Below are 25,263 nucleotides of genomic sequence, written 5' to 3' on the forward strand. Positions count from 1 at the left end.
CCTGAAATTGGCATTTGATGGCGGTTTAATCTTGTTATGTGCAGTTAATTAGGCATTTGGATCATGATAGGCCAAATGCTCAGAGATGTGTTTCCTGATATAAGGAATGACTTCATTTTCAAACCAAGGGTTCTTCTTGAGCCAGATATTATTGCGTGGCGAAGGGTGGGGTAATGGCAAAAACTCAGGCGCCCATCTTTGCCAATCACGCACGGTTTCGGTCAATGTGCTGGTGGTTTTGTTTGTTAGGTAATGGTTTTGTGCGTATTGGCCAATCAGCAGTGTCATTTGAATATTGGGTAGAGATTGCAGCACTTTGTTATGCCAAAGCTCCGCGCACTCTTTGCGTGGTGGGAGATCGCCGCTTTTCCCTTTCCCCGGATAACACAACCCCATAGGTACAATCGCGACTTTTTTCTCGTCGTAAAAAGTATCGCTATCTATCCCTAACCATTCTCTTAGTCGTTCACCACTGGCGTCATTCCAAGGGATCGACGACTCATGCACCTTGATACCTGGCGCTTGACCTATGATCAGCAAGCGCGCGTTTGGATGTGCTTGAATCACCGGGTTAGCACCGTGTGATAGGTGAGGCTCACAAGCTCGGCATTGTCGAATCTCTTTAAGTAACGAAGAGGACATCAGTAACCTTTATCAAAATCGATGACATGATTAAGTGTAAAGCCATCTCGCCACTGTTGGTAATTCTCTGCGAAGATCTCGACGACTTGTCTTGGCTCACTGAGTGCAGCGATGTGTGGAGTGATGGTGACTTGCGGTAGTTTCCAGAAAGGGTGTTCCTGAGAGAGGGGTTCACTTTCAAACACATCTAAAAATGCGTGTTCTACCCATCTGTTTTTTATGGCGAGCAACAAGGCTTTATTGTCGATGCTTTCCCCTCGACCAACATTAAACAGCAACACATTAGAGCAGTAACCTAACGTGGTTTGGTTCAACAGCTGATAGGTTTCAGCTGTTGATGGCAAGGTGTTGACCACAATATCGGCCTGCTTAAGGGCAGCCTCTATCTCATTGATGTGGAAAGTCTCTTTAAAGGTTTCTTGTTTGGATGGGATGCCGGTACGGTTGACACCTATGGTATGAATACCAAAAGCCGCCGCGGTTTTTGCCAAATGACTGCCGATTGAACCTGTTCCTAAAATCACCATAGTTTTGTCAGTTAGGCTAGTATAAAGCTGTGGCTGCCAGTTTCGTTTTTGTTGATGCAGGTGGTAATGAGGGAAGTGTCTACAGTGACTGATTGTGTAACCCAATACGTATTCTGCGATAGCCGGGCCAAAGATGCCTTTGACGTTGGTTAGCGTATAGTCCTGACGCAGATCTGGCTGAGTGAGTTTATTGATTCCGGCATAGGTACTCTGTACCCAGTCTAGCTCTTTAAACTCGTCGAGGCGCTCTGCGATTAGAGGTGGTGACGCCAAGACAATCTGTGCTGATTCGGGGGTTTGAGTGATTTCTAGGTCGGGTAAATCCTGGTTTAGAATCAGTTGCGTATAGGTATCGTCATGCTCAGTAAGAATATAGAGCTTATTCGTAAAATTGTTCATCGGCTTACCTTTTCCCCCCAGGGTTTATCAAGTACACTTTCGCTGTCTTTTTCTGCAATTATTGAGTGACTATGCTTCAGAATCCACTGCAGGTTCGTCTTGAAAAGTTAGAACCTTGGCAACAAATTACCTTTATGGCGTGTCTATGTGAGCGTATGTACCCTAACTATGCCATGTTTTGTGAGAATACAGAATTTGCGGAAGCTCGAATCTATCGTGATGTTTTGGATAGCATTTGGGAAATCCTGACGGTTAAAACAGCAAAGGTGAACTTTGAGCGTCAACTTGAGAAGGTTGAAGAGCTATTCCCTAGCGGTGATGATTTTGATTTTTATGGTGTTTACCCAGCAATGGACGCATGCCAAGGCCTAGCAACGCTAATTCATGGTCTGCTTGACCGTGAACATATGTTGGAAGCGGTAATTAAAGTGAGTCAACAATCGGTGAAGACGGTTGCTGAGCTTGAGTTTGCTCAAGGCGCTGAAGAAGTGACGAACGAAAACCAGAAAGAAAACGAAGCGGTATGTGAAGAGTGGGACGTTCAGTGGGCCATTTTCCGACCTCTACGTGAAACGACTGAGCGTGACTTAGAGTTGATCAAAGACCTACGCCACGAACTGCGTGAAGACCCAGTCAGTAACATTGGTGTTGCGCTATAATTCGCTAACGCACCAAGGTACGAATAAAAATAAAGGCTCCCTAGGGAGCCTTTGTTGTATCTGACGGTATCAAATTTAAATTAAGCGTCTTTTTTGTCTTCGTTCTGCGCTTTGTCTTTTGATGCGTCGTCGTCCGTTGATTTTGCATCTGAGGAGTCGTTGTCTGCTGGAGTTTCTTCCTCTAGCTCGTCCTCGTCCTCGTCATCGCGGTTTTCGATAACACCGTGTGTCTCTTTCCACTTTTCCCAGCGTTGGAACGCCAGTTCTTGCATGTCAGTCGTCTTATCTGCTTCGTCGACAATCTCTTCACCCACTAGGTGCTCAAAGATGTCTTCTAAGGTGATGATGCCCTGAATAGTGCCGTACTCGTCCACAACCAAAGACAGTTGCAGGCGGTTTGCCATCATCTGGTCAAAGGCCTTAGCCAAGCCCATGTTGTTCAGCAACACGTGGATAGGGCGCATTACCTCACCCAGAGCTTTTTCACCACAACCGGCTTGCTGCAATCTAAACAGCTCTAGGCGGTGAACAAAACCGATGATGTTGTCACTCTGCTCGCTGTAAACCAGCGGACGTGAGAACGGCGTGTCTTTATGTTGCTCTAGGAACGTATTCACACTCATTTCCGCATCAACACGGAATACTACTGGGCGCGGCGTCATTACCTGAGTCACGGGTACATCTTGAATACCCAGTAGGTTACTCAGGATTTTTGATTCGCCTTCTGCAAACTCGCCGCTCTCTTTTGCCAAGATCGCCATTGCAGATAGCTCATCACGCATTTTTGGTGCCTGGTGGCCACGAGCAAGACGCTTGGTGATCTGTTCTGAGAACCAGACAAACGGTGTTAGGAAGAACACCATCCAACGAAGCACGCTTGCCGAAGCAGGAGCAAGTTGACGCCAGTAGGTTGCACCAATGGTTTTTGGAACAATCTCAGACAATACCAAGATACCCAGCGTTAGCACGGCAGAGAAGACACCTAACCATTGGCTACCAAAAACGACAGCCGCTTGTGCACCTGCTGTCGCAGCACCGATAGTATGCGCGATGGTGTTGAGCGTTAAAATTGACGCAAGCGGGCGGTCAATATCTGTTTTCAGTTTGTCTAAAGACTCTGCTGCAGGGTGCCCATTTTGTTTTAGTTGAGCAATGTAGCTCGGACTAATACTCAAAAGTACAGCTTCCAAAACAGAACAAATGAAAGAAACTCCAATAGCAATGGAGACGTAAATAGTTAGCAGCAGCATGTTTGCCCTTAAATTAAATTGTACGCTTTAGCAGCGATTCAGCGTGGATTATAGTGAAAAAGTAGTGGCTAGGTCATCATTAATTTTGCTCTCAGCCCCTTTTAAACAAGGGCTTGCTTAATAAAATCAGTAACAAATTGTGAGTTATTACTCATATTATGGCTAAAACTACGGCATTAGAGCTAAAGATCGACGACAAACCTTTGCCAGATGGGGCATTTATGTTTTAGAGTGAATTGAATTCAAAAATACAAAGAAGGGAAACCTAAAATGAACAAGACTCAATTAATCGACTTTATTGCTGAAAAAGCGGACCTTTCTAAAGCACAAGCTAAAGCTGCTCTAGAAGCGACTCTTGGCGGTGTTACAGATGCTCTTAAAGATGGCGATCAAGTTCAGCTAATTGGTTTTGGTACTTTTAAAGTAAACCACCGTGCAGCTCGCACTGGTCGTAACCCAAAAACTGGTGATGAGATCCAAATCGCTGCTGCAAATGTTCCAGCATTTGTTGCAGGTAAAGCGCTGAAAGATTCAGTGAAATAATCTAAACTGTACCGAGGTAGTCGTATTCCACCTCGGTACAGGTTTTTATGAAAAAAGCATTTCTTCTCGTTTCACTATTATCTACATTTCTTATTGGCTGTTCTTCAACAAGCCCTCGCAAAAACCTAGAGCAATTTGAAACTCATACCGGCGGCCAAGTCATGGGCGACGCGACAAGTTTCTACTGGGTTACAAACAAGCTAACACAACCTCATACTTCAGCTGACTACGTCACTGTCGGCGATTACGGCTGGTACCAAACTGATTATGCTTGGTCAGAAGGCGTGCTTCGCGAATTCATTCGTGAAGGCGAGCAGCGTAACTCTTCTAATGAGCTGGTTCCTTATCGTGTCCATGTACGTTTCAATAAGTCAGGCGAAGCTGTGTATCAACAGTATCGTATTGATAGCAAAATCTTACCTATCCAAGCCAAGCAACTCGAAAACTACCAGAAAGAAGCTAAGTCGGTTCTAGAGACTACGATGAAGCAGAATGACGAAGGGCTCAGACTGGTTCAGGGTTACTGGGATGGCAGCTCTTTTAAGACGTGCGCTGGTGGTGAATTTGATCGCATTGAATTTAACCAGACCTTACCAAGCTTCGTGATCGACCGATTGGCATCTGTGGAAAGCTATGCGGCGTTTCTTGGCAGTGATTCACTGGGTAAGATGAGCGTGGAAGAGTTACTGATGCTGGCTGAAGACAGCCATGATTGTGTCGTTAGGCCATCATTGTTGAAAGAATAGCGAGCAATCAAAGGATTGAGAGTATTTGGCCTACTGTAGGCCAAGTGCTGATTTGTTTGTACAGGTACAAATTCTGAGTAAAGATTGATTAATAAAAAAGGCGCCTATCGAGGCGCCTTTTGCTGTTATTCGCTTACTGTCATTTGCTTACTATTATGGAAAGTAAGCGAGTAACCAGATTGATTACTGCTCTTGCTCGCGCGCAATCGCACGGTAACCAATGTCATTGCGGTGGAACATACCATTCCAGCTAACCTGCTTCGTCAAGGCGTAAGCACGCTCTTGAGCTTCAGAAACCGTGTTACCCAGTGCCGTTGCACAAAGTACACGACCACCGTTTGTCACCACATCGCCAGCTTCGTTATTAGTCGTACCCGCGTGGAAAACCTTTTGGCCTTCAACTTCGCTTGTTGGTAGTGAAATAACGTCACCTTTTGCGTAGTCAGCAGGGTAACCGCCAGCCGCAAGAACAACACCGATAGAAGCGCGTGGATCCCACTTTGATTCTGCTTCGTCTAGTTTCTCGTCGATAGCCATTAGGCAAAGCTCAACAAGGTCTGACTCCATACGCATCATGATAGGTTGCGTTTCTGGATCGCCGAAGCGGCAGTTGTATTCGATAACTTTAGGTGTGCCGTCAGCATCGATCATTAGGCCTGCGTAAAGGAAACCCGTATAAGGTGCGCCTTCTGCGTCCATACCACGTACCGTTGGGTAGATAACTTCCTCAAGGATACGGTTGTGGATTTCAGGCGTCACAACTGGAGCTGGAGAGTAAGCACCCATACCGCCAGTATTCGGACCCGTGTCTTTATCGCCAACACGTTTGTGATCTTGGCTGGTGGCCATAGGAAGAACGCTAGAACCGTCAACCATTACGATGAAGCTTGCTTCTTCGCCTTCAAGGAACTCTTCGATAACCACGCGGCTGCCAGCTTCGCCAAATGCGTTGCCTGCTAGCATGTCTTTGATTGCGTCTTCAGCTTCTTCAAGGGTCATCGCAACGATAACGCCTTTACCTGCTGCAAGTCCGTCAGCTTTTACTACGATTGGAGCGCCTTGCTCACGTACGTAAGCGATAGCTGGCTCAATCTCAGTGAAGTTTGCGTAGTAACCCGTTGGAATGTCATGACGAGCTAGGAAGTCTTTAGTGAATGCTTTCGAACCTTCAAGCTGTGCTGCTGCTTGAGTTGGACCAAAGATAGGAAGACCTACTTCGCGGAATGCGTCAACTACACCAATAACTAATGGCGCTTCAGGGCCAACGATAGTCAGTTCGATTTTTTTCTCTTGAGCAAACGCCACTAAACCAGCGATGTCTTCAACGCCGATGTTTACGTTCTCTAGTTTCGGCTCAAGTGCAGTACCAGCGTTACCTGGAGCGATGAATACTGTTTCAACGTTTGGGTTTTGTGCTGCTTTCCAACCTAGTGCATGCTCACGACCGCCGGCACCAATAATTAGTACATTCATGTTTTAAAATCCTTATAGCTGCTTCAGAGCCTTTATTTCTGTGTCAAACATGCTCACTTATGGTCATAAGCTCCGCGTGTTTTCCTTGAACTAAAGTCTCTGACTTGCTCTACGTATTTCAAATATCGGAATATTTAAAAAACCAAATTATAAGTCTTGCTCAAAGTAGTTGGTGCTTACGTCATTCAACTATTTGAGGTCTCTTTAAATCAGTGGGAGCGCTAACAAGGCGACAAGCGAGCTTATCCCTATGAGCATAGCCCGCTATGTGATTAGGGTAAGCGAGCGCAGTCAACGCAGTTACCGCCCCAATGATGACAAGAGAATTAGTGGCGGAAGTGACGCATGCCCGTAAAGATCATCGCCATGCCGTGTTCGTCTGCTGCTGCGATAACTTCGTCATCACGCATAGAGCCGCCCGGTTGGATAACACACTTGATGCCAGCTTCTGCTGCCGCGTCGATACCGTCACGGAATGGGAAGAATGCATCTGATGCCATTACACAACCTTCAACCTGTAGACCTTCGTCTGCAGCTTTGATGCCTGCGATTTTCGCAGAGTAAACGCGGCTCATTTGGCCAGCGCCTACACCAATGGTCATATCGCCTTTCGAGTAAACGATAGCGTTAGATTTAACGTACTTCGCTACTTTCCAGCAGAATAGGGCGTCTTTTAGCTCTTCAGCTGTAGGTTGGCGCTTAGAAACCACTTTAAGGTCATCTTCAGACACCATTCCTTGGTCGCGGTCTTGAACTAGCAAACCACCGTTAACGCGTTTCACGTCAAAGCCAGTTGTCTTCGTTGTCCACTCACCACACTCAAGAAGGCGAAGGTTTTTCTTAGCCGCTACGATTTCTACTGCTTCAGCAGAAACTGATGGTGCAATGATAACTTCAACGAATTGACGCTCAGTGATAGCCGTTGCTGTTGCAGCGTCTAGCTCACGGTTGAAAGCAATGATGCCGCCAAATGCAGACGTTGGGTCTGTTTTGAATGCACGGTCGTAAGCTTCTAGGATGTCTTCACCTAGTGCTACACCACACGGGTTAGCGTGCTTAACGATCACACATGCTGGTTGGTCGAACTCTTTCACACATTCAAGTGCTGCGTCTGTGTCAGCGATGTTGTTGTAAGAAAGGGCTTTACCTTGAATTTGGCGAGCTGTAGAAACTGATGCTTCTTCAGGGTTTGCTTCAACGTAGAATGCGGCTGCTTGGTGGCTGTTCTCACCGTAGCGCATGTCTTGTTTTTTCTCGAACTGTTGGTTGAATGTGCGAGGGAATTTAGACTCTTCGTCACCTTCTTTGTTCTCACCGTATGATGGAACCATAGTGCCGAAGTAGTTTGCAATCATGCCGTCGTAAGAAGCGGTGTGCTCGAATGCTGCGATAGCGAGGTCGAAGCGAGTCTCTAGTGTTAGAGATTTCTCGTTCGCGTCCATTTCAGCGACAACGCGCTCGTAGTCGTGTGCGTTAACAACGATAGTCACGTCTTTGTGGTTTTTCGCTGCAGAGCGAACCATTGTTGGACCGCCGATGTCGATGTTCTCAACAGCGTCAGCAAGGGTACAACCTTCTTTAGCAACGGTTTCTGCGAATGGGTATAGGTTTACAACAACCATATCGATAGGGTTGATACCGTGAGTTTCCATCACGTCATCATCTTGGCCACGACGGCCTAGAACACCACCATGAACTTTTGGGTGCAGAGTCTTAACACGGCCATCCATCATTTCTGGGAAACCAGTGTAGTCAGATACTTCTGTAACAGAGATGCCTTTTTCAGCAAGCAGGCGAGCAGTGCCACCGGTAGATAGGATATCTACACCACGGTTAGCAAGAGCTTGTGCAAATTCAACGATACCAGTTTTGTCTGATACGCTGATTAGAGCGCGGCGAATTGGACGAGCGTTATTCATGCTTCCATCTTCCTCAAATTCATGGGGTTAAAATAAAGATATTTGCCAAAAAAGAACTTGTTTCTATCTTCTTAGCGTGGATTATCTTAGATACCAGTAAGAGATAAAATATTGGCCAGTTTTGGTAAAGACCTTTTGGGTTAGTCTTATGATTAAGCTATAAGATAACCAACTCCAAATTTGATGGCGCAGATTCTAACTAATTTATTACAAAAAAGCTCGCGCAATCGTTTGGCATCTCAAAATTAATTATGAAAAGTGCCATTTCAGCCTGAAAAGTAACGATAAGGTTAATTGTGGAATGGACGAAACAGTAGGAAAAAACATGTTTCAGATCGGTGAATTAGCGAAGCGATGCGGTGTGACAGCCGATACCTTGCGATTTTATGAGAAGAATAGCCTGATCGCGCCAGCCAGTCGCAGTGAGTCGGGTTATCGCCTATATGATGAAAATAATCAGAAACAGGTGACGTTTATTCTCAAATCTAAAGCGTTGGGGCTGAGTTTGGACGAGATTAAAGAATTGCTTGAGATTCGCCTCGAGGCTACACAGCACAGTTGCGCTGAAGTGAAGTCGATTACCTCAGCAAAATTAGAGATGATTGATGAGAAGATCACTGAGTTAACTAAGATTCGCACCGCACTTAAGAAGATTAATGATGCGTGTTGCGGCCACGTAGACGACGATGCAAGCCACTGTTCGATTCTGGCAGCCTTGGACTCCGCAAATGTCGACAAAGCGCGCTGTTGTCGCACAGGAGAGTAATCAGCTACCTATCACGCTTCGACAAGCCAAAAAAAAGCCAAACTCAACAATGAGCTTGGCTTTCAATTCAATAAAGTACGAAAGAACGATTAGTTCATGCCGTATTTTTTAAGTTTCTTGCGAAGAGTACCGCGGTTAATACCCATCATGGTTGCTGCGCGAGTTTGGTTACCGCGAGTGTACTGCATGATAGTGTCTAGTAGTGGCTGTTCAACTTCAGCTAATACTAATTCGTATAACTCGCTGACTTCTTGACCGTTTAATTGAGCAAGGTAATTTTTCAATGATGCTTTAACTGAGTCACGTAGTGGCTTCTGCGTGATTTGGTCTTGTGATGTAACTGTAGTTACTGTCAATGCTTCTGAAGTCAGATTTTGTTCGAACATATTCGGTCTAGCTCTTCTCGTAATTATGGTGCAACGTTATCAAAAAAACCTTCTAGCGCTTCAAGCTGCAGATCACCTGCTTCGAATGCGTTGAAGGTACGGCGAAACTCACTCGCTTGTTCATGTTCTTTTAGGTACCAACCCACATGCTTACGAGCGATGCGAGGGCCTAAAAACTCTCCATAAAATTCATGTAGAGCGTGCACATGACCAAGCATGATGTCTTTCACTTCCGAAATCGGGAGCGGGTCCATCGTGGTGCCGTTTTCCAAATAGTGTAGGATTTCGTTAAAAATCCAAGGACGTCCTTGGGCAGGTCGACCTATCATTAAAGCATCAGCGCCGGTGTACTCCAGCACAAACTTCGCTTTTTCCGGACTATCGATATCACCGTTAGCGATAACCGGAATAGATACTGCTTGTTTCACTGCTTTAATGTGTTTGTATTCTGCCTCACCTTTGTACATACAAGCGCGAGTTCTTCCATGGAGCGCAAGAGCTTGTATGCCGCAGTCTTCGGCTATTTTCGCGATTTGGACACAGTTTCTATTGTCTGTATCCCAGCCTGTGCGCGTTTTCAACGTTACTGGAACGTCGACAGCATTTACCACTGCTTTCAGAATGTCTTCAATGAGTTCTGGATGCTGTAGTAAGGCTGAGCCCGCAAGCTTCTTATTCACTTTTTTGGCTGGACAACCCATGTTGATATCGATGATTTGCGCACCGTTATCGACATTAAATTGAGCAGCCTCGGCCATAAGCTGTGGATCTGCACCAGCGATTTGTACTGAACGAATGCCCGATTCGCCTTCATGTACCATGCGCTGCTGAGACTTTGACGTTTTCCAAACTTTCGGATTGGAGGACATCATTTCACTGACTGCCATCCCCGCACCGTAGCGAAGACACAACTCACGGAATGGTCTATCCGTTACGCCAGCCATAGGAGCGACGATTAGATTGTTCTTAAGTTGATAATTTCCGATTTTCAAAAATGTCATCACAGTTCTGTACCAGCAAGGGCGCGCATTTTACGCATTTTTTCGCTGCGTGAAAAGACTAATATTTGAGCATTTACAATTTGTTTTTGTAATTTGTTTAAATTTCAGTCAATTAGCGCCCAAAGTCTTGTCTAGCCTTGCTTGCGACCTGAGATTCGACACCATTCTTGTTGTTCGATGATCGGATCAATGTGAAGCTCATCACGATAATAAGTCGCAACATCTTCTGCTTGTGTATCTAAAACACCCGACATCGCAAGTACACCATTTGGCTTAACTAGGCCTTTGATGATGCCAGAAAGGTCGCGTAATGGACCCGCAAGAATGTTGGCAACAACAACGTCTGCTAGCAAACCTTCCGGTTGATCTTGTGGCAAGAACACCTCTAGTTGCTCAGCAACGCCATTGCGTTGTGCGTTGTCTTTTGATGCAAGCAGAGCTTGAGGATCAATGTCGATCCCGATAACTTTTGCCGCGCCTAGTTTGATCGCAGCGATCGCTAGGATGCCTGAGCCACAACCGAAGTCGATCACGGTTTTGCCTGCAAGGTCTAAGCCTTCAAGCCACTCAAGACACAATGCCGTTGTCGGGTGAGTGCCTGTACCAAATGCAAGGCCTGGGTCTAGCATTACGTTAACAGCGTCAGGTTCAGGGATATCGCGCCAGCTAGGGCAGATCCATAAACGCTCACCAAACTTCATTGGGTGGAAGTTGTCCATCCATTCACGTTCCCAATCCTTGTCTTCAATTTGCTCTACTTTATGAGCAAAGTCTGCAGGGAACATGTTGCTTGCTTTAATCTGCGCTAGAACGACACCAGTATCAGTCTCAGCGTCGTAAAGCGCGAGAATGTCAGTATCACCCCAAAGGCGAGTTTCGCCCGGCAGAGGCTCAAATACAGGGGTATCTTGTGCATCCAGGAAAGTTACAGAAAGAGCACCAGTCTCTTCCATTAACATGTCGCCGATTTGTTCGGCATTTTCATTGGTAGCATTAAGCTTGATTTGAATCCAAGGCATGGCTGCATCTTCTATATGAGAAAAATTGGATGGCGAGTCTAGCAGAAAATATGAGCAAATTCACCAAAACCCCACGGAATATAATGGGGATTAAAGATTGATTTTTTCGGCGGCTTAAAAACAAAAATGCTCACCGAAGTGAGCATTTTGACTGTTCTTAAACGAACGGATTATGACAAACCAAGTTTCTTCTCAAGGTAGTGGATGTTTGCACCACCGTGTTGGAAGTTTTCGTCGTTCATAATAGACAGTTGAAGCTCGGTATTAACGTTAATACCTTCAACAATCATTTCACCCAATGCGTTCTTCATACGTGCGATAGCAACATCACGGTTCTCACCGTAAGTGATCAGCTTACCAATCATTGAATCGTAGTGTGGTGGCACTGTGTAACCAGTGTAGATGTGAGATTCCCAACGTACGCCCATGCCGCCCGGTGCGTGGAAACGTTCAATCTTACCTGGTGAAGGTAGGAAACGAACGGGATCTTCAGCATTGATACGACATTCGATTGAGTGGCCGCGCAGCTTAATGTCATCCTGAGTGAATGATAGAGGCTGACCAGCTGCAATACGTAGCTGTTCTTTCACTAGGTCGATACCCGTTACCATTTCAGTAATCGTGTGTTCAACCTGGATACGAGTGTTCATCTCGATGAAGTAGAACTCACCGTTCTCGTATAGGAATTCAAATGTACCTGCACCGCGGTAACCGATCTCAATACATGCACGAGTACAGCGTTCGCCGATGTACTTACGCATCTCTTCAGTGATACCTGGAGCTGGCGCTTCTTCCACAACTTTCTGGTGACGACGCTGCATTGAACAGTCACGCTCACCTAGGTGGATAGCATTACCTTGGCCATCTGCAAGCACTTGTACTTCAATGTGACGTGGGTTTTCTAGGAATTTCTCCATGTAAACCATGTCGTTGTTGAAACATGCTTTTGCTTCTGCACGAGTCATCGCGATAGCTTCTGTTAGTTCTGCTTCAGAACGAACAACACGCATACCACGACCGCCGCCGCCGCCAGATGCCTTGATGATAACGGGGAAGCCAATGCGCTTAGCGTGCGCTTTGTTTTTTGCTTCGTCGTCGTCAAGAGGGCCGTCAGAACCTGGTACACAAGGTACGCCAGCTTTCTTCATTGACGTGATAGCTGACACTTTGTCACCCATCATGCGAATGGTTTCAGCTTTAGGGCCAACAAAGATAAAGCCACTACGCTCTACCTGTTCTGCGAAGTCTGCATTTTCAGATAGGAAGCCGTAGCCAGGGTGAACAGCTACTGCACCTGTAACTTCAGCTGCGCTGATGATACGAGGGATGTTTAGGTAGCTATCGATACCACGAGCTGGACCGATACAAATGGTTTCGTCTGCAAGCAGTACGTGCTTAAGGTCACGGTCAGCAGTTGAGTGAACCGCTACCGTTTTAATGCCAAGCTCTTTACATGCACGCAGAATACGTAGTGCAATCTCACCACGGTTCGCGATTACTAATTTATCTAACATAATGAGTGCTCTCTATTATTCGATAATTACTAGAGCTTGGTCGAATTCTACTGGTTGACCGTCTTCAACTAGGATAGCTGTTACAACACCAGATTTATCAGCTTCTATTTGGTTCATCATCTTCATTGCTTCAACGATACATAGCGTTTCGCCAGCAGTTACAGATTGACCAACTTTAACGAATGGTTTTGCGTCTGGGCTTGGAGCGCCGTAGAAAGTACCAACCATTGGAGAAAGAACTTGGTGACCAGCTGGAACTGCAGGAGCCGCTGCTTCTGCTGCTACAGGAGCCGCCGCAGGAGCTGCTGCCGCTACAGGTGCTGGAGCTGCTGCATATTGAACAGGCGCTACAGGTGCAGTGCTGTTACGACTGATTCGTACTGACTCTTCACCTTCAGAGATTTCTAGCTCAGAAATACCAGACTCTTCAACCAATTCGATTAGCTTTTTGATTTTGCGAATATCCATTGTTTCTTTCTCTTTATCTGTTAATTGAACTTACTCTATGACTGAGTAGGTTAGTAATAGTTCGTTGTTTATATTTACTTTGAGTTGAGCTTGCTGAGCGCAGCGGTCAAAGCAAATTGATAACCTTGGGCACCTAAGCCACAAATCACACCTTCTGCTTTATCAGATAGGTAAGAGTGGTGACGGAATGGTTCACGTGCGTGAACATTCGATAGATGAACCTCAATAAATGGGATGGCAACGCCAAGTAGTGCATCACGCAGTGCCACACTGGTATGTGTAAAGGCTGCTGGGTTGATAATAATAAAATCAACATTTTGATAAGCACTATGGATCGCTTCAATCAGTTCATACTCACGATTTGACTGTAAGTGAGATAGCTCAACATCGTGTGCTTTCGCTTGCTCGGTCAGTGAGCTAATAATCTGGTCAAGTGTTTGAGAACCGTAGTGTGCAGGCTCTCTAAGGCCTAACAGGTTAAGGTTTGGGCCATTTAAAACTAGAATGCGAAACTTTGTAGACATCGTGGGGCTATCTTCCTTTATCGTGTTTACGAACGTGAATGTTGCCATTTTATTGAAAATTTGCGGTTAATTTCTAGTGAGAAAAACCCAAATTTAAAAATTAGAACCAGATTATAGCTAATTCAGCGCAAATCGCAGCAATTTACTGGTCTAATCTCCTATTGATACAGCTTGGAATTGTTACCAACTTAACAAAAAAGCGTCTTAGCCTTAATTTGGGGCGGGATATTTGAGATCAAGATCAGCCATAAAAAAACCGCCACATAGGTGACGGTTTAGAAATTGCTGTTTTAAACAGTGATTAGCTGCTGTGACTGGTTGCTTATGCCAGTTCTGCTTTCTCGGCAATCAGCTTATCAACCACGCTTGGGTCGGCTAGTGTCGAGGTATCACCTAGGTTACCTGTATCGCCAGTCGCGATTTTACGCAGGATACGACGCATGATTTTACCCGAACGAGTTTTTGGTAGAGAGTCGGTCCAGTGCAGTACATCTGGCGTTGCAATTGGGCCAATCTCTTTACGTACCCAGTCTTTCACTTCTTTATGAAGCTCTGCAGTTGGGAACTCACCATCATTTAGCGTGATGTAAGCGTAAATCGCTTGGCCTTTAATATCATGAGGGATGCCCACAATTGCAGCCTCAGCAATCTTATCGAACGCAACTAGAGCCGATTCAATCTCAGCGGTACCCATACGGTGACCTGATACGTTAAGCACGTCATCGACACGACCAGTAATCCAGTAGTAACCGTCTTCATCACGACGAGCGCCATCACTGGTAAAGTACATGCCTTTAAAGGTCGAGAAGTAAGTCTGTTCGAAGCGGTCATGATCGCCATGAACGGTACGCATTTGGCCTGGCCAAGAATCAAGAATCACTAGGTTGCCGTCTGTTGCACCCTCAATGATGTTACCCATGTTATCAACCAGCGCCGGTTGCACACCGAAGAATGGACGAGTTGCAGAGCCCGGTTTCAGGTCTGTTGCGCCCGGTAGCGGTGCAATTAAGATACCGCCCGTTTCCGTTTGCCACCATGTATCAACAATTGGAGACTGCTCATTGCCGATTGTTTTGTAATACCACTCCCACGCCTCTGGGTTGATAGGTTCACCCACTGAGCCCATGATTCTTAGGCTGTCACGAGAGGTACCTTCAACGGCTTCATTGCCTTTCGCCATCAGTGCACGAATAGCCGTTGGCGCAGTATAAAGAATATTAACTTGGTGCTTATCGACCACTTCACTCATACGGCTGGTGTTCGGGTAATTTGGCACGCCTTCAAACAGAATCGTTTTTGCGCCATTAGCAAGCGGCCCGTAAACAAGGTATGTGTGGCCAGTAATCCAACCCACATCCGCTGTACACCAGAAAGTCTCGCCTTCTTGGTAATCGAACACGTATTTGAATGTCATCGCTGCATAAACAAGGTAGCCACCTGTAGTGTGCATAACGCCTTTCGGTTTACCTGTTGAGCCTGACGTATAAAGGATGAATAGTGGATCTTCTGCGTTCATCTCTTCTGGTGGGCAATCTGCAGATACGTTAGCAATAGCATCGTGCCACCACACATCGCGGTGTTCGTGCCATGCAACATCACCGCCAGTGCGTTTGAATACAACAACCTTTTCGATGTTTTTCACTTCAGGATTCGTCAGTGCTTCGTCGACATTCTTTTTCAGTGGAACCGCACGGCCGCCACGCACGCCTTCATCGGCAGTGATAACGACTTTAGAATTTGAATCGATAATACGACCAGACAGTGCTTCTGGTGAGAAACCACCAAATACGACCGTGTGAACTGCACCGATACGGGTACACGCCAGCATAGCTACTGCCGCTTCTGGCACCATTGGCATGTATAAACAAACCACATCACCTTTGCGCACGCCTTGCTCTTTTAGGGCATTCGAAAACAGGCACACTTCTTTGTGCAGTTCATTAAAAGTTAGAGTTTTGTCATCTGCCGGGTCATCGCCTTCCCAGATGATAGCGACTTCATCACCGCGATCAGCAAGGTGGCGGTCGATACAGTTAGCCGAAACGTTAAGCGTGCCATCTTCAAACCAGCGAATATCAATGTGGCCAGGATCGAAAGAGGTGTTTTTGACCTGTGTGAAAGGCTTGATCCAATCAACGATTTTTCCGTGTTCACCCCAAAAACCTTCAGGGTCAGAAACAGATTGCTGGTACATGGCTAGGTAAGTGTCATTATCCGCGTGTGTTGTTGATTTAATATTTTCTTTTACCGGATAAACGTGGGCTTCACTCATTGCATCTCTCCTTGTGCCTACATTCCTAATGAACTGGCAACTTCCTTTGTGTTCAGTTTCTAGGTCTATTACAGAACCGTCTGTGTGTTATCACTCTCGGCTAGGACGGCGATTTCCACAATTAGACTTTAGGATGAGACGATGCTTTTCACTTACAAAATAGCGAGTTAAGTTCATTTTTGAGATGTTGCTCTCTATGTGAAGCGCCAGTGGTTGAATTAAGAATAAGAAGAGTTGAAACGGGGCAGGTCACCATGTTTCAGACGCACAAAGATCAGCGCAGCGGAGATAGCGTCTTGTAATGCATCATGTTTATTGACCGGGATAGGTAAATCGAGCTGGCGACAGATGGCGTCCATACTGAGATCAAAATAGGCATTGGGAAGCTGTCTTTCGAGTTTGTCTTGATAGAGTTGGCTCACTTCGACTAATCGGTTAGGCAGTGGAAATCCAAGCTGTTTTAAACAGGCGCGGTCGAGAATTTTCTTATCATAGCGGATGTGATAGCCGACTAAAGGACGATTTCCAATGAAGTTCAGTAGCTCGATTAAAGCCTGTTTTTCTTCGATGCCGTGCTTTAGATCTTGATGACGGATACGGTGGATTTTTATTGAATTGCAATCGAGCGATTGGGGGGCGCGCAACCGGACTTCAAAAGGTTGGCTGGTAATGATTCGGTTACCGATGATCTTGGTCGCGGCAATAGTAACTAATTCTGCCTGATTGGGGTCTAGGCTGGTGGTTTCACAATCGAGCGATACATATTCATGATCAATAGGCGCAGTAAACAGAGGCTGATAGAGAGAGCCTTTGAGCTTGTGATGCCAGTAATAGCGAATCAACCTATTCATCGTTCAATCGCCTAATCCCGTATCTGATAGTGGTAGCCGAGCCATTGCTTGAATTTCTTCACCACGTGCAGGCTATGACGAAGCAGATCTCTGTCTGCTCGCTCCATCAGTTTAACGTTGATCTTGTTGCTGCTGTGCTGCTGAGAAAGCCTTTGGGCTAAACGCCACTTGAAGAATTGCTTGAGTGCTTCACTGAGATTATCGGCAGTACTTTGCTCTAACACCTTCTTGCTAACCAGTTGCTCAATGCGTTCGAAGGTGTTGTTGACCGTGACACCATGCTCAAGACAAAGTGCTCTCACACCATGCACGATAGGGAAAATACCACCTTGTTTGATGTCGAGTCCGGACTTGGATTGCTTCACATTGCCAAAAAGGGTCAGGGGAACTGAGAAATTAAGGGCAGGGCGGCAGAACTCCGTCAGAATCAATTCTTGTCCGAGCATCAAATCACTGAGGTGCTGTTTGACTGGTTTTAATAACTCTCTATTACCCGCCACTGCGTGTGCATCTGCCATGATCGCGATATCCATCACCGTGTCTGGCGTGGCTTTTTTTACCCAATGGGTGAGGGTTTGTTTCCACTCTTGTTCTGAATGCACCCATTTCGGATTGTTGACCATCACGTTGCCCGGGCACAGTGGGTAACCCAATTGTTGAAGGGTATGAGTGAGGTCGTTCATGGCGCTTTGGCATTGATGCCACTCCAAACCATCTTGAATTATTAGCGCGTTGTCTTGATCGGTTTTGAGAATTTGTTCCCCACGGCCTTCGGAACCCAACACGATTAGGCAGCAATGATTATGCAGTGCAGGTGGGATCACCAACTCAAAAGCCTTCTCTATGATCTGTTCGTTGACCGCAGAAATCAGCTCCATGATAAAGCGTGTGCGAATCCCATTACTGAGCAAGCTCTCGACCAGTTGACGTTGTTTGTTGGATGCCATTGCCAGTTCTTCAACGCTGGTGGCGCGCGCAATACGCAAAGTAAGAACGTGGGAGTGTGTGGAGAATGCACTGAGGATCTGTGTCATATCCACCATGCCGACCGCATTTTTACCATCACAAACCATCAACCTTTTTACTCGATTTCTGGTCATGGTAATCATGGCGTTAAATAAGAAATCGCCTTGGTTCACGTGCATCACCGGAAACGTTGCGATCTCACCGACAGGCGCATCCAGTGGGAAATTATCGAGCATCACAGCATGCAATAAATTGGTTCGAGTGACGATTCCATACGGTAAGGAACATGATGATCCAAAAGCTTTTGGATCATCATGTTCCAAATGAACTAGGGCCGAGTCTAACCCTTGTTCTTTAAGGGTTTGAGTGACTTGGTTGATCGGTTGGTTTGGTTCAAGTATCAGTGGTGGGTGATAGATAGAGTCATCCACTTTGGTCAATATAAACTCGGCAAGATTCTGTTGCTGCTGGGCGGCTTCTATCAAAGCTTTTCGTGTTGATAGGTTGCTATCAAAGTAGGCAGCGAATTGGCCATTGGCGTGGTAAAGCTCAAGAAAAACATCGGTGGGCAGCAGATAACTTAATGTATCTTCGAGTGCGATATATTGGTGTTTGGTGTGAGGTTCAAACTGGCTGCGGACATCAAAAATATCGTCATTGGCATAGTGTGCGTAAATCTCGCCATCACTGCTCGCGCGCTCTTCAACTGCCCCTTTGATCAAAATGTGCAGGTGTCGGCTCGGCCTTTCAGCTTCCAGTATCACTTCTTGAGAGCGGTAATACACCACGTCTAATGAAGAGCGAAGCTTCAACTGTTCGGTGTCGGACAGGCTATCGAAGGGCGGGTGCTGCATATTAAATTTGTCAGGCATAAGCATCACAAGAAGAAATGGGAGTCTTTAATCAGTCTGACAAAATACCAGCGAAGCTCCAGACGACTTTAGTCTAAATGCGAGTATGGGTATTAATGAGCGTGAAATCTCTTATTGAAATGCGATATTCAGACCCATTGAATATGGGAATACTATCCCAGTAATAATTCCCTTTTTCATCGTATGCGAGATAGGCATAATTGGTGCTGCCTTTTTCCGCACACTTTATAGGTCATTTATGTTTAGCCCTTCACCCTATGGCTGGATCTCTCAGTATTTTCTTGGTTTCTTTTTTGCGTATGGCGTGTATTTGCCATTTTGGGCGTTGTGGTTTGAAGACCAAGGCGTGTCTGCTGGTGATATTGGCGTATTGATTGGTATCGGCTTTGCGACTCGTTGTGTGGCCAACTTAGTGATTACGCCGCGTATCCATAAAGTGGAACACTTGATGCCAGCGCTACGCTGTTTGAGTTTCGCTGCGTTGCTGTTTGTCGGCTTCCACTTCTTCACCGGTGGCAGTTTTATACTGATGTTGTTGGCAACGGTACTGTTTAACCTCTGTTGTGGGCCGATCATTCCTCTTTCTGATGCCATGGCTAACCATTACAGTCGTTTGAAAATGCTCGACTACGGCCGAACTCGCCTTTGGGGTTCAATTGCCTTTATCGCAGGCTCAACGGTGGTTGGCTATTTGGTGGCACAATTTGGCACCGACATGATTTTGTATACTGCAGTTGCGGGCGTGTTGTTGTCATTGATTCTGGCGATGAGAAATCCTAACGTTATGCCAGTAACGCAATCTGAGCAACAAGCGGCGCGACCAAAACTAGGTGAACTGCTGCGTGAGTCCTCAGTGGTAAAATTTTTAGCTTTGATGGCGTTGCTGCAAGGCAGTCATGCGGCTTACTACAGTTTTAGTGCGATTTATTGGAAAGAAGCGGGCCACTCAGAAGCGATCATCGGTTACTTGTGGAGCCTAGGTGTTGTCGCTGAAGTGGCCGTATTTGCTCTGAGTAAGCGATTATTCTCAGGCTGGTCACTGCGTACTTTGTTTGTCGTCGCAGCTATTGGGGTGATGGCGCGTTGGGGTATTACCGCTTCTACCACAGCGATTTTCGCACTGGTTATGGTACAGCTACTGCACGGCGTGACCTTTGCCATGGCACACATCGCCGCGATTCAATACATCCAATCTGAAGAACAAAACAAGATGGTTGCGCTACAAGCCCTGTATAACGCGATTCCATTAGGTGCCTTTATTGCATTAATGACCACCTTAAGTGGTTGGGGTTATGAGCTTTGGGGTGCAAATATCTTCTGGGGTATGGCTGCAATGGGTGCACTTGCTCTGTTCATTAAGTTGGATGAAAGAAGTTCAGTGGTTGAGATTAATCAATCAGATTCGGAACAGTCAGAATCTCGCAGCAAATGCTGATAATTAGAGTCTAAAGCACAGAATTTAAGCGATGCGATTGAGTTAATCACCCATCCTTAGTTAAATGAAACCTCTCCCTTATGGAGAGGTTTTTTTATGGATGAAAAAAGGGTTTTCAATGCAAGGATGGATAGTAATTCCAGTCTCTTTAGCCTACTTGGGCGTGTTATTTCTGATCGCTTGGTATGGAGACAGGCAGGTTCGTTGGCTATCGCGCTGGCGCCCGTGGATCTATAGCCTTTCGATTGCGGTGTATTGTACCTCTTGGACCTTCTATGGAACGGTCGGGCAGGCGAGTAACAACCCTTGGTCCTTTTTACCCATTTACCTCGCCCCGATTCTGGTCTTTACACTAGGCTGGCGGATCTTAGCGCGGTTGATTTTGATTGCGAAGCGGGAGCACATCACCTCCATTGCCGACTTTATCGCGGCTCGTTATGGAAAATCTCAGGGCTTAGCGGTGGCGGTGACGGTTATCGCTGTGGTCGGTATCCTTCCTTATATTGCTCTGCAACTGCGCGGTATTACCATGGGGTTAGATATTGTTGCGCCCAACCTAGCGGCTGACTTTGGTTATCAGGACTATCACGTCTCTTGGTTCGTGGTCGGTGCTTTGGCTATTTTTACCATGCTGTTTGGTACAAGACACATTGATAACACAGAGCATCACCGTGGCATGATGATGGCGGTGGCGTTTGAATCCATCGTTAAGCTCGCGGCATTCTTGATTGTTGGCCTGTTCATCATGTATCTGGCGATGAGCAGCGACAAAATCGACCTGCTTGATGTGGCGGCTTCCACCTACGAATCGCCCAATATTCCGACCTTAATTATTCATACCGTTTTAACCATGTTGGCGATTGTCTGTTTGCCGCGTCAGTTTCATACCATGGTGGTTGAGAACGAACGTCCTCAAGATTTGCATACCGCTCGTTGGTTGTTTCCGCTTTACCTGATTTTGATGGGACTGTTCGTGCTGCCAATTGCTTGGGCAGGACAAGGGCTACTTACTGGCATGCCAGCGGATACTTACGTGATCAGCGTGCCAATGGCAGAAGGTGCGAATCACATTGCCTTGCTGGCTTTTCTTGGTGGTACTTCGGCGGCGAGCGGGATGGTGATTGTCTCGACCATCGCCTTGGCGATCATGGTGTCGAACGATTTAGTGATGCCTTTGCTTCTGCGCCGTATGCGCCTAACCCAAAGGACCCATCGACATTTTTCTGGCCTGCTATTGGTGATTCGCCGCGGGTTAATTTTACTGCTGTTACTGGGTGCTTGGCTGTTTTATCAGGCGCTCGATACCATTCATTCACTGTCAGCGATTGGCTTTCTTTCTTTTGCTGCGATTGCTCAATTCGCTCCCGCACTTATCGGTGGTTTGTACTGGCGCCCGGGTAACCGCAAGGGTGTGTATGTCGGTCTAATGGTTGGCTCGTTGATTTGGCTGATTACCCTAATGAGCCAAACCAGCATGTTGGCGGGCGATAGTGAAAGTAACCTTTTACTGTGGATTATTACGCCGCCAGAGTTGCTCAGCAGTTGGGATATCAGCAGCTCAAACTGGGGCATTGTGCTGAGTATTGTGCTCAATACCTTGTGTTATGCCGTGGTTTCGATGACGACTCGCCCAAGCCTAAGTGAGCGCTTACAATCAGCAGCATTTGTTGGTACGCCACTGCCTGAAAATGAGAATATCAGCCTCTATCAGAACCGTGTGACAGTCGCTGAATTAGAGATGCTGGCGTCGCGTTTTGTGGGTCGAAAGCGTGCGAAAAGTGCCTTACACAGCTATTGGCAACAACACGGTCAGCCGCTGCTTCCTAATCAACAAGCGCCTGCAAGTCTGATTCGACACGCAGAGCGCGTGCTCGCCGGAGTATTCGGTGCTTCGTCTGCTAAGTTAGTACTTACTTCCGCTTTGCAGGGAAGAAACATGCAGCTTGAAGAAGTCGCGACGATCGTTGATGAAGCCTCGGAGCTGTACGACTTCAGCCGCGGTTTACTGCAAGGCGCGATTGAACATATTGGCCAAGGCATCGCAGTAATAGACAAACAAATGAGGCTGGTGGCATGGAATCAGCGCTATCTAGAATTGTTTGAGTTCCCTGCTGGCTTAATTCAGGTTGGGCGACCCATTTCCGATGTGATTCGCCACAATGCCGAGCAGGGTTTGTGTGGCCCGGGTGACCCGGAAGATCACGTTCGCCGCCGTGTTTATCACCTTGAGCAAGGCACTCGACACACCTCTTCTCGTATTCGTCCTGATGGCCGAGTGATTGAGGTGCAAGGTAACCCAATGCCAAGTGGTGGCTTTGTGATGAGCTTTACCGATATCACGGTATTCCGACAAGCAGAGCAAGCGCTAAAAGATGCCAATGAAAGCTTGGAATCGAGAGTACATGAGCGAACTCAAGAGCTCGAAAAACTCAATCATCGCTTAGTAAAAGCCACGCAGATTTCGGATCAAGAATCACAATCTAAGAGTCGCTTCTTAGCGGCAGTCAGCCACGATTTGATGCAGCCGCTCAATGCTGCACGCTTGTTTGCTTCGTCACTGTCTGAGGTGGCAAAAGAGCAAGAGGTGAAGCAACTTTCATCTCACATCGAGAGTGCGCTTGGCGCCGCAGAAGATTTGATTGGCGACTTGCTGGATATCTCTCGATTGGAATCCGGAAAGTTAGAAACCAACATTCACGCGATTGCCGTGCATGACGTGTTAACCAATTTGAACGCGGAATTTAGCGCCTTAGCGAGACAACAGAAAATTGAGTTTAAGATGATCCCATCGTCATTGTTTATTCACTCAGACCCTAAGCTGTTAAGGCGTGTGATTCAGAACTTTTTGACCAATGCGTTTCGCTATAACCCGGAGGGGAAAGTGGTACTGGGTGCGAGAAGAGTGAATGGAAAGGTTCGAATCGATGTGTGGGATAACGGAACCGGTATCGATGAAGATAAGCAACAAGAGATCTTCGAAGAGTTTACTCGTGGCAGCCAAGTGCGAGCCGATCAAGGATTGGGGTTAGGGTTAGCTATCTCGAAAGGTATTGCTCATGTGCTTGGCCATCAAATCTCGATGCGTTCATGGCCGAGCCAAGGCAGTGTCTTTTCCATCACCTTAGCTAGAGCGGAAAAAGTGGCTCCAGTTGTGCAAGCTTCGACGCCAATGGCGACCAGCGACATCGAACATCTCAAGATATTGTGTGTCGACAATGAACGAGAAATCTTAGTCGGCATGGAAAACCTGATTGGACGTTGGGGCTGTGAGGTTAAGACGGCGGTTGATCTGGTCGAAAGCTTGCAGTGCCTAGATGAGGGTTGGCTGCCAGATGTCATTTTCTCTGATTACCGTCTGGATAATGGCAGAACGGGTCTGGAAGTCTTACAGCAGTGTCGCTTGCGCCTTGGTGATTCTTTTGAGGGTGTCATTATTAGTGCTGATAGAACCGATGACATGTTGGCAGCGATCAAGGCCAACAGCTTCAGCTTCATTGCCAAGCCAGTGAAGCCATTAAAGCTCAGAGCGGTATTGAATCGCGTGAGTTAGTTTAATTAACTATTAGATATTAAAAAGGCCTCAGCTGAGGCCTTTTTTGTCTCTGTTATTTCTGTGAATGACTATTCGTTTGTTAATTCAATAACTAACCAGCAATGCCACCTTGTGTCAGTGTGGTTGGATCAAGCAGTTTACTGAGCTCTTCTCGGCTTAGATCGGTTTCTCTTTCTGCGACATCCAGAATTGGTAAGCCTTCTTTATAGGCTTTCTTGGCAATATCAGCCGCCTTCAAGTAGCCAATCACAGGATTAAGTGCGGTCACTAGGATTGGGTTCTTTGACAAGGCTAAATCGAGGTTATCTTGGCGTACCGTGAAGGTCGCGATGGCTTTGTCCGCTAAAGCGACTGAGCTGTTTGCCAACAACTCAATGCTTTCTAGAACGTTATGAGCAATCACTGGCAGCATCACATTGAGTTGGAAGTTACCTGATTGTCCAGCTACGGTAATGGTGGTGTCGTTGCCAATGACTTGCGCCGCCGCCATAGCTGCAGCTTCTGGAATCACAGGGTTTACCTTGCCAGGCATGATCGATGAGCCTGGCTGTAGAGCCTGTAATTCAATTTCCCCTAAGCCAGCCAACGGCCCAGAGTTCATCCAACGAAGATCGTTTGAGATCTTCATGATCGCAACTGCTGCAGTTTTGAGCTGACCCGAAAAGGCAACGATCGCGTCTTGACTGCTGAGGTTAAAAAAGAAGTTTTCACTGGAGCTAAAACTGATCTTTGTCGATTGAGACAGGTTACTCGCAAACTTATCGGCAAAGCGTGGGTCAGCATTGATCCCTGTTCCAACCGCAGTGCCACCTTGTGCTAAAGCCTTGATAGCGGGTAGGGGGTTCTCTATTGCTTGTTTAGCGTGTTCTATCTGAAATTTCCAACCACCTAGCTCTTGAGCAAAGGTCATTGGCATCGCATCCATTAGATGAGTGCGACCGGTCTTCACGACCTCAGCAAGTTCCTGCTGTTTGATAGTAAGAGCTTCAGCAAGGTGAGTTAGTGCAGGTAACAGCTTATTTTCAGCCATCAAAGCAACGCTCACTTGAATTGCGGTTGGCACCACATCGTTACTGCTTTGGCCCATGTTGACGTGATCATTGGGATTCACGTCGCCTTGCAAGCTTCTTGAAGCAAGCGTAGCAATCACTTCGTTGGCATTCATGTTAGAGCTGGTGCCAGAACCGGTTTGGTAAACATCGATCGGGAATTGATCGAGGTGTTTGCCCTCAATGATCTCTTGGCTGGCTTCGGCTATCGCATTGGCAATATCACCCTCCAGTAGACCTAACTGAGCATTGGTATCTGCCGCTGCCTGTTTAATTAACGCCAGTGCTTGAATAAAACTGGTCGGCATCTTGTGCGAGCTAAAAGCAAAGTTATCCGCTGCACGCTGAGTTTGTGCTTGGTATAGCGCATCGGCAGGGACTTTCACTTCGCCCATGCTGTCTTTTTCAATCCGAAATTGTAGGGTCATG

General features: G+C 46.6%; 21 protein-coding genes. 6 read left to right on the forward strand and 15 right to left on the reverse strand.

Annotated features, from left to right (window positions below):
• Positions 1–48: 48 nt before the first annotated feature.
• Both OCV20_RS00825 and OCV20_RS00830 read right to left on the reverse strand, forming a co-directional pair.
• Positions 49–642 (reverse strand): uracil-DNA glycosylase family protein, encoded by a 594-nt coding sequence (locus OCV20_RS00825; protein ID WP_086775593.1) that lies wholly within the window; start codon positions 640–642, stop codon positions 49–51.
• On the reverse strand, positions 642–1,568 hold the full coding sequence (locus OCV20_RS00830) for a D-2-hydroxyacid dehydrogenase (RefSeq protein ID WP_086775592.1): 927 nt from the start codon (positions 1,566–1,568) through the stop codon (positions 642–644). The genes OCV20_RS00825 and OCV20_RS00830 overlap by 1 nt, the downstream gene beginning before the upstream one ends.
• Positions 1,569–1,639: 71 nt before the next feature.
• On the opposite strand from OCV20_RS00830, the gene OCV20_RS00835 reads away from it, so the two are divergent.
• Positions 1,640–2,227 carry a YjaG family protein gene (locus tag OCV20_RS00835; protein WP_017062699.1) on the forward strand — a complete coding sequence of 196 codons (588 nt, stop codon included), beginning with the start codon at positions 1,640–1,642 and terminating at the stop codon, positions 2,225–2,227.
• Positions 2,228–2,307: 80 nt separating this feature from the next.
• Here the strand turns inward: OCV20_RS00835 and OCV20_RS00840 are convergent, their stop codons facing one another.
• Positions 2,308–3,477, reverse strand: a complete 1,170-nt coding sequence (locus tag OCV20_RS00840) for a CNNM domain-containing protein (RefSeq protein WP_086775591.1) — start codon at positions 3,475–3,477, stop codon at positions 2,308–2,310.
• Between the two features lie 270 nt (positions 3,478–3,747).
• On the opposite strand from OCV20_RS00840, the gene hupA reads away from it, so the two are divergent.
• Both hupA and OCV20_RS00850 read left to right on the forward strand, forming a co-directional pair.
• Positions 3,748–4,020, forward strand: coding sequence for a nucleoid-associated protein HU-alpha (gene hupA, locus OCV20_RS00845; RefSeq protein WP_004729753.1), 273 nt, complete (start codon positions 3,748–3,750; stop codon positions 4,018–4,020).
• A 47-nt stretch (positions 4,021–4,067) separates the two neighbouring features.
• Positions 4,068–4,766 carry a DUF1481 domain-containing protein gene (locus OCV20_RS00850; protein WP_048605466.1) on the forward strand — a complete coding sequence of 233 codons (699 nt, stop codon included), beginning with the start codon at positions 4,068–4,070 and terminating at the stop codon, positions 4,764–4,766.
• Between the two features lie 183 nt (positions 4,767–4,949).
• Here the strand turns inward: OCV20_RS00850 and purD are convergent, their stop codons facing one another.
• Together purD and purH are read right to left on the reverse strand one after the other, a co-directional pair.
• On the reverse strand, positions 4,950–6,239 hold the full coding sequence (gene purD, locus OCV20_RS00855) for a phosphoribosylamine--glycine ligase (protein ID WP_048612396.1): 1,290 nt from the start codon (positions 6,237–6,239) through the stop codon (positions 4,950–4,952).
• Positions 6,240–6,565: 326 nt separating this feature from the next.
• A complete protein-coding gene (gene purH / locus OCV20_RS00860) occupies positions 6,566–8,158 on the reverse strand; it encodes a bifunctional phosphoribosylaminoimidazolecarboxamide formyltransferase/IMP cyclohydrolase (RefSeq protein WP_010435512.1) in 1,593 nt (530 codons plus the stop codon).
• Between the two features lie 325 nt (positions 8,159–8,483).
• On the opposite strand from purH, the gene zntR reads away from it, so the two are divergent.
• Complete coding sequence (gene zntR, locus OCV20_RS00865) at positions 8,484–8,924, forward strand: Zn(2+)-responsive transcriptional regulator (protein WP_086775590.1); 441 nt, start codon at positions 8,484–8,486, stop codon at positions 8,922–8,924.
• Between the two features lie 89 nt (positions 8,925–9,013).
• Here the strand turns inward: zntR and fis are convergent, their stop codons facing one another.
• The 9 genes from fis to OCV20_RS00910 form a co-directional block, all read right to left on the reverse strand.
• Entirely contained in the window at positions 9,014–9,310 is a 297-nt protein-coding gene (fis, locus tag OCV20_RS00870) for a DNA-binding transcriptional regulator Fis (protein WP_004729744.1), read from the reverse strand.
• Positions 9,311–9,333: 23 nt separating this feature from the next.
• The gene (gene dusB / locus OCV20_RS00875) at positions 9,334–10,302 is read right to left on the reverse strand and encodes a tRNA dihydrouridine synthase DusB (RefSeq protein WP_086775595.1); all 969 of its coding nucleotides are present in this window, start codon (positions 10,300–10,302) and stop codon (positions 9,334–9,336) included.
• A gap of 140 nt (positions 10,303–10,442) precedes the next feature.
• Positions 10,443–11,330 carry a 50S ribosomal protein L11 methyltransferase gene (gene prmA / locus OCV20_RS00880; RefSeq protein ID WP_017055901.1) on the reverse strand — a complete coding sequence of 296 codons (888 nt, stop codon included), beginning with the start codon at positions 11,328–11,330 and terminating at the stop codon, positions 10,443–10,445.
• 170 nt (positions 11,331–11,500) lie between these two features.
• Positions 11,501–12,844: an acetyl-CoA carboxylase biotin carboxylase subunit gene (gene accC, locus OCV20_RS00885; RefSeq protein ID WP_017062706.1), complete on the reverse strand. Its 1,344-nt coding sequence runs from the start codon at positions 12,842–12,844 to the stop codon at positions 11,501–11,503.
• A gap of 15 nt (positions 12,845–12,859) precedes the next feature.
• Positions 12,860–13,312, reverse strand: a complete 453-nt coding sequence (gene accB, locus OCV20_RS00890; RefSeq protein ID WP_017062707.1) for an acetyl-CoA carboxylase biotin carboxyl carrier protein — start codon at positions 13,310–13,312, stop codon at positions 12,860–12,862.
• Positions 13,313–13,386: 74 nt separating this feature from the next.
• Positions 13,387–13,836 carry a type II 3-dehydroquinate dehydratase gene (gene aroQ / locus OCV20_RS00895; protein ID WP_010435475.1) on the reverse strand — a complete coding sequence of 150 codons (450 nt, stop codon included), beginning with the start codon at positions 13,834–13,836 and terminating at the stop codon, positions 13,387–13,389.
• A gap of 322 nt (positions 13,837–14,158) precedes the next feature.
• Positions 14,159–16,108 (reverse strand): acetate--CoA ligase, encoded by a 1,950-nt coding sequence (acs, locus tag OCV20_RS00900; RefSeq protein ID WP_086775589.1) that lies wholly within the window; start codon positions 16,106–16,108, stop codon positions 14,159–14,161.
• 218 nt (positions 16,109–16,326) lie between these two features.
• On the reverse strand, positions 16,327–16,959 hold the full coding sequence (locus tag OCV20_RS00905) for a 3'-5' exonuclease (protein WP_048612391.1): 633 nt from the start codon (positions 16,957–16,959) through the stop codon (positions 16,327–16,329).
• A gap of 11 nt (positions 16,960–16,970) precedes the next feature.
• Positions 16,971–18,803: a DUF294 nucleotidyltransferase-like domain-containing protein gene (locus OCV20_RS00910; RefSeq protein ID WP_086775588.1), complete on the reverse strand. Its 1,833-nt coding sequence runs from the start codon at positions 18,801–18,803 to the stop codon at positions 16,971–16,973.
• A 232-nt stretch (positions 18,804–19,035) separates the two neighbouring features.
• Between OCV20_RS00910 and OCV20_RS00915 the strand changes: the two genes are divergently transcribed.
• Positions 19,036–20,232: a 3-phenylpropionate MFS transporter gene (locus OCV20_RS00915; protein WP_086775587.1), complete on the forward strand. Its 1,197-nt coding sequence runs from the start codon at positions 19,036–19,038 to the stop codon at positions 20,230–20,232.
• 118 nt (positions 20,233–20,350) lie between these two features.
• Positions 20,351–23,782: a hybrid sensor histidine kinase/response regulator gene (locus tag OCV20_RS00920; RefSeq protein WP_086775594.1), complete on the forward strand. Its 3,432-nt coding sequence runs from the start codon at positions 20,351–20,353 to the stop codon at positions 23,780–23,782.
• A 94-nt stretch (positions 23,783–23,876) separates the two neighbouring features.
• Here the strand turns inward: OCV20_RS00920 and OCV20_RS00925 are convergent, their stop codons facing one another.
• Positions 23,877–25,262 carry a class II fumarate hydratase gene (locus OCV20_RS00925; protein ID WP_086775586.1) on the reverse strand — a complete coding sequence of 462 codons (1,386 nt, stop codon included), beginning with the start codon at positions 25,260–25,262 and terminating at the stop codon, positions 23,877–23,879.
• Between the last annotated feature and the right edge of the window lies 1 nt (position 25,263).

It is taken from the genome of Vibrio coralliirubri (assembly GCF_024347375.1).
Taxonomy (GTDB): Bacteria; Pseudomonadota; Gammaproteobacteria; order Enterobacterales; family Vibrionaceae; genus Vibrio; species Vibrio coralliirubri.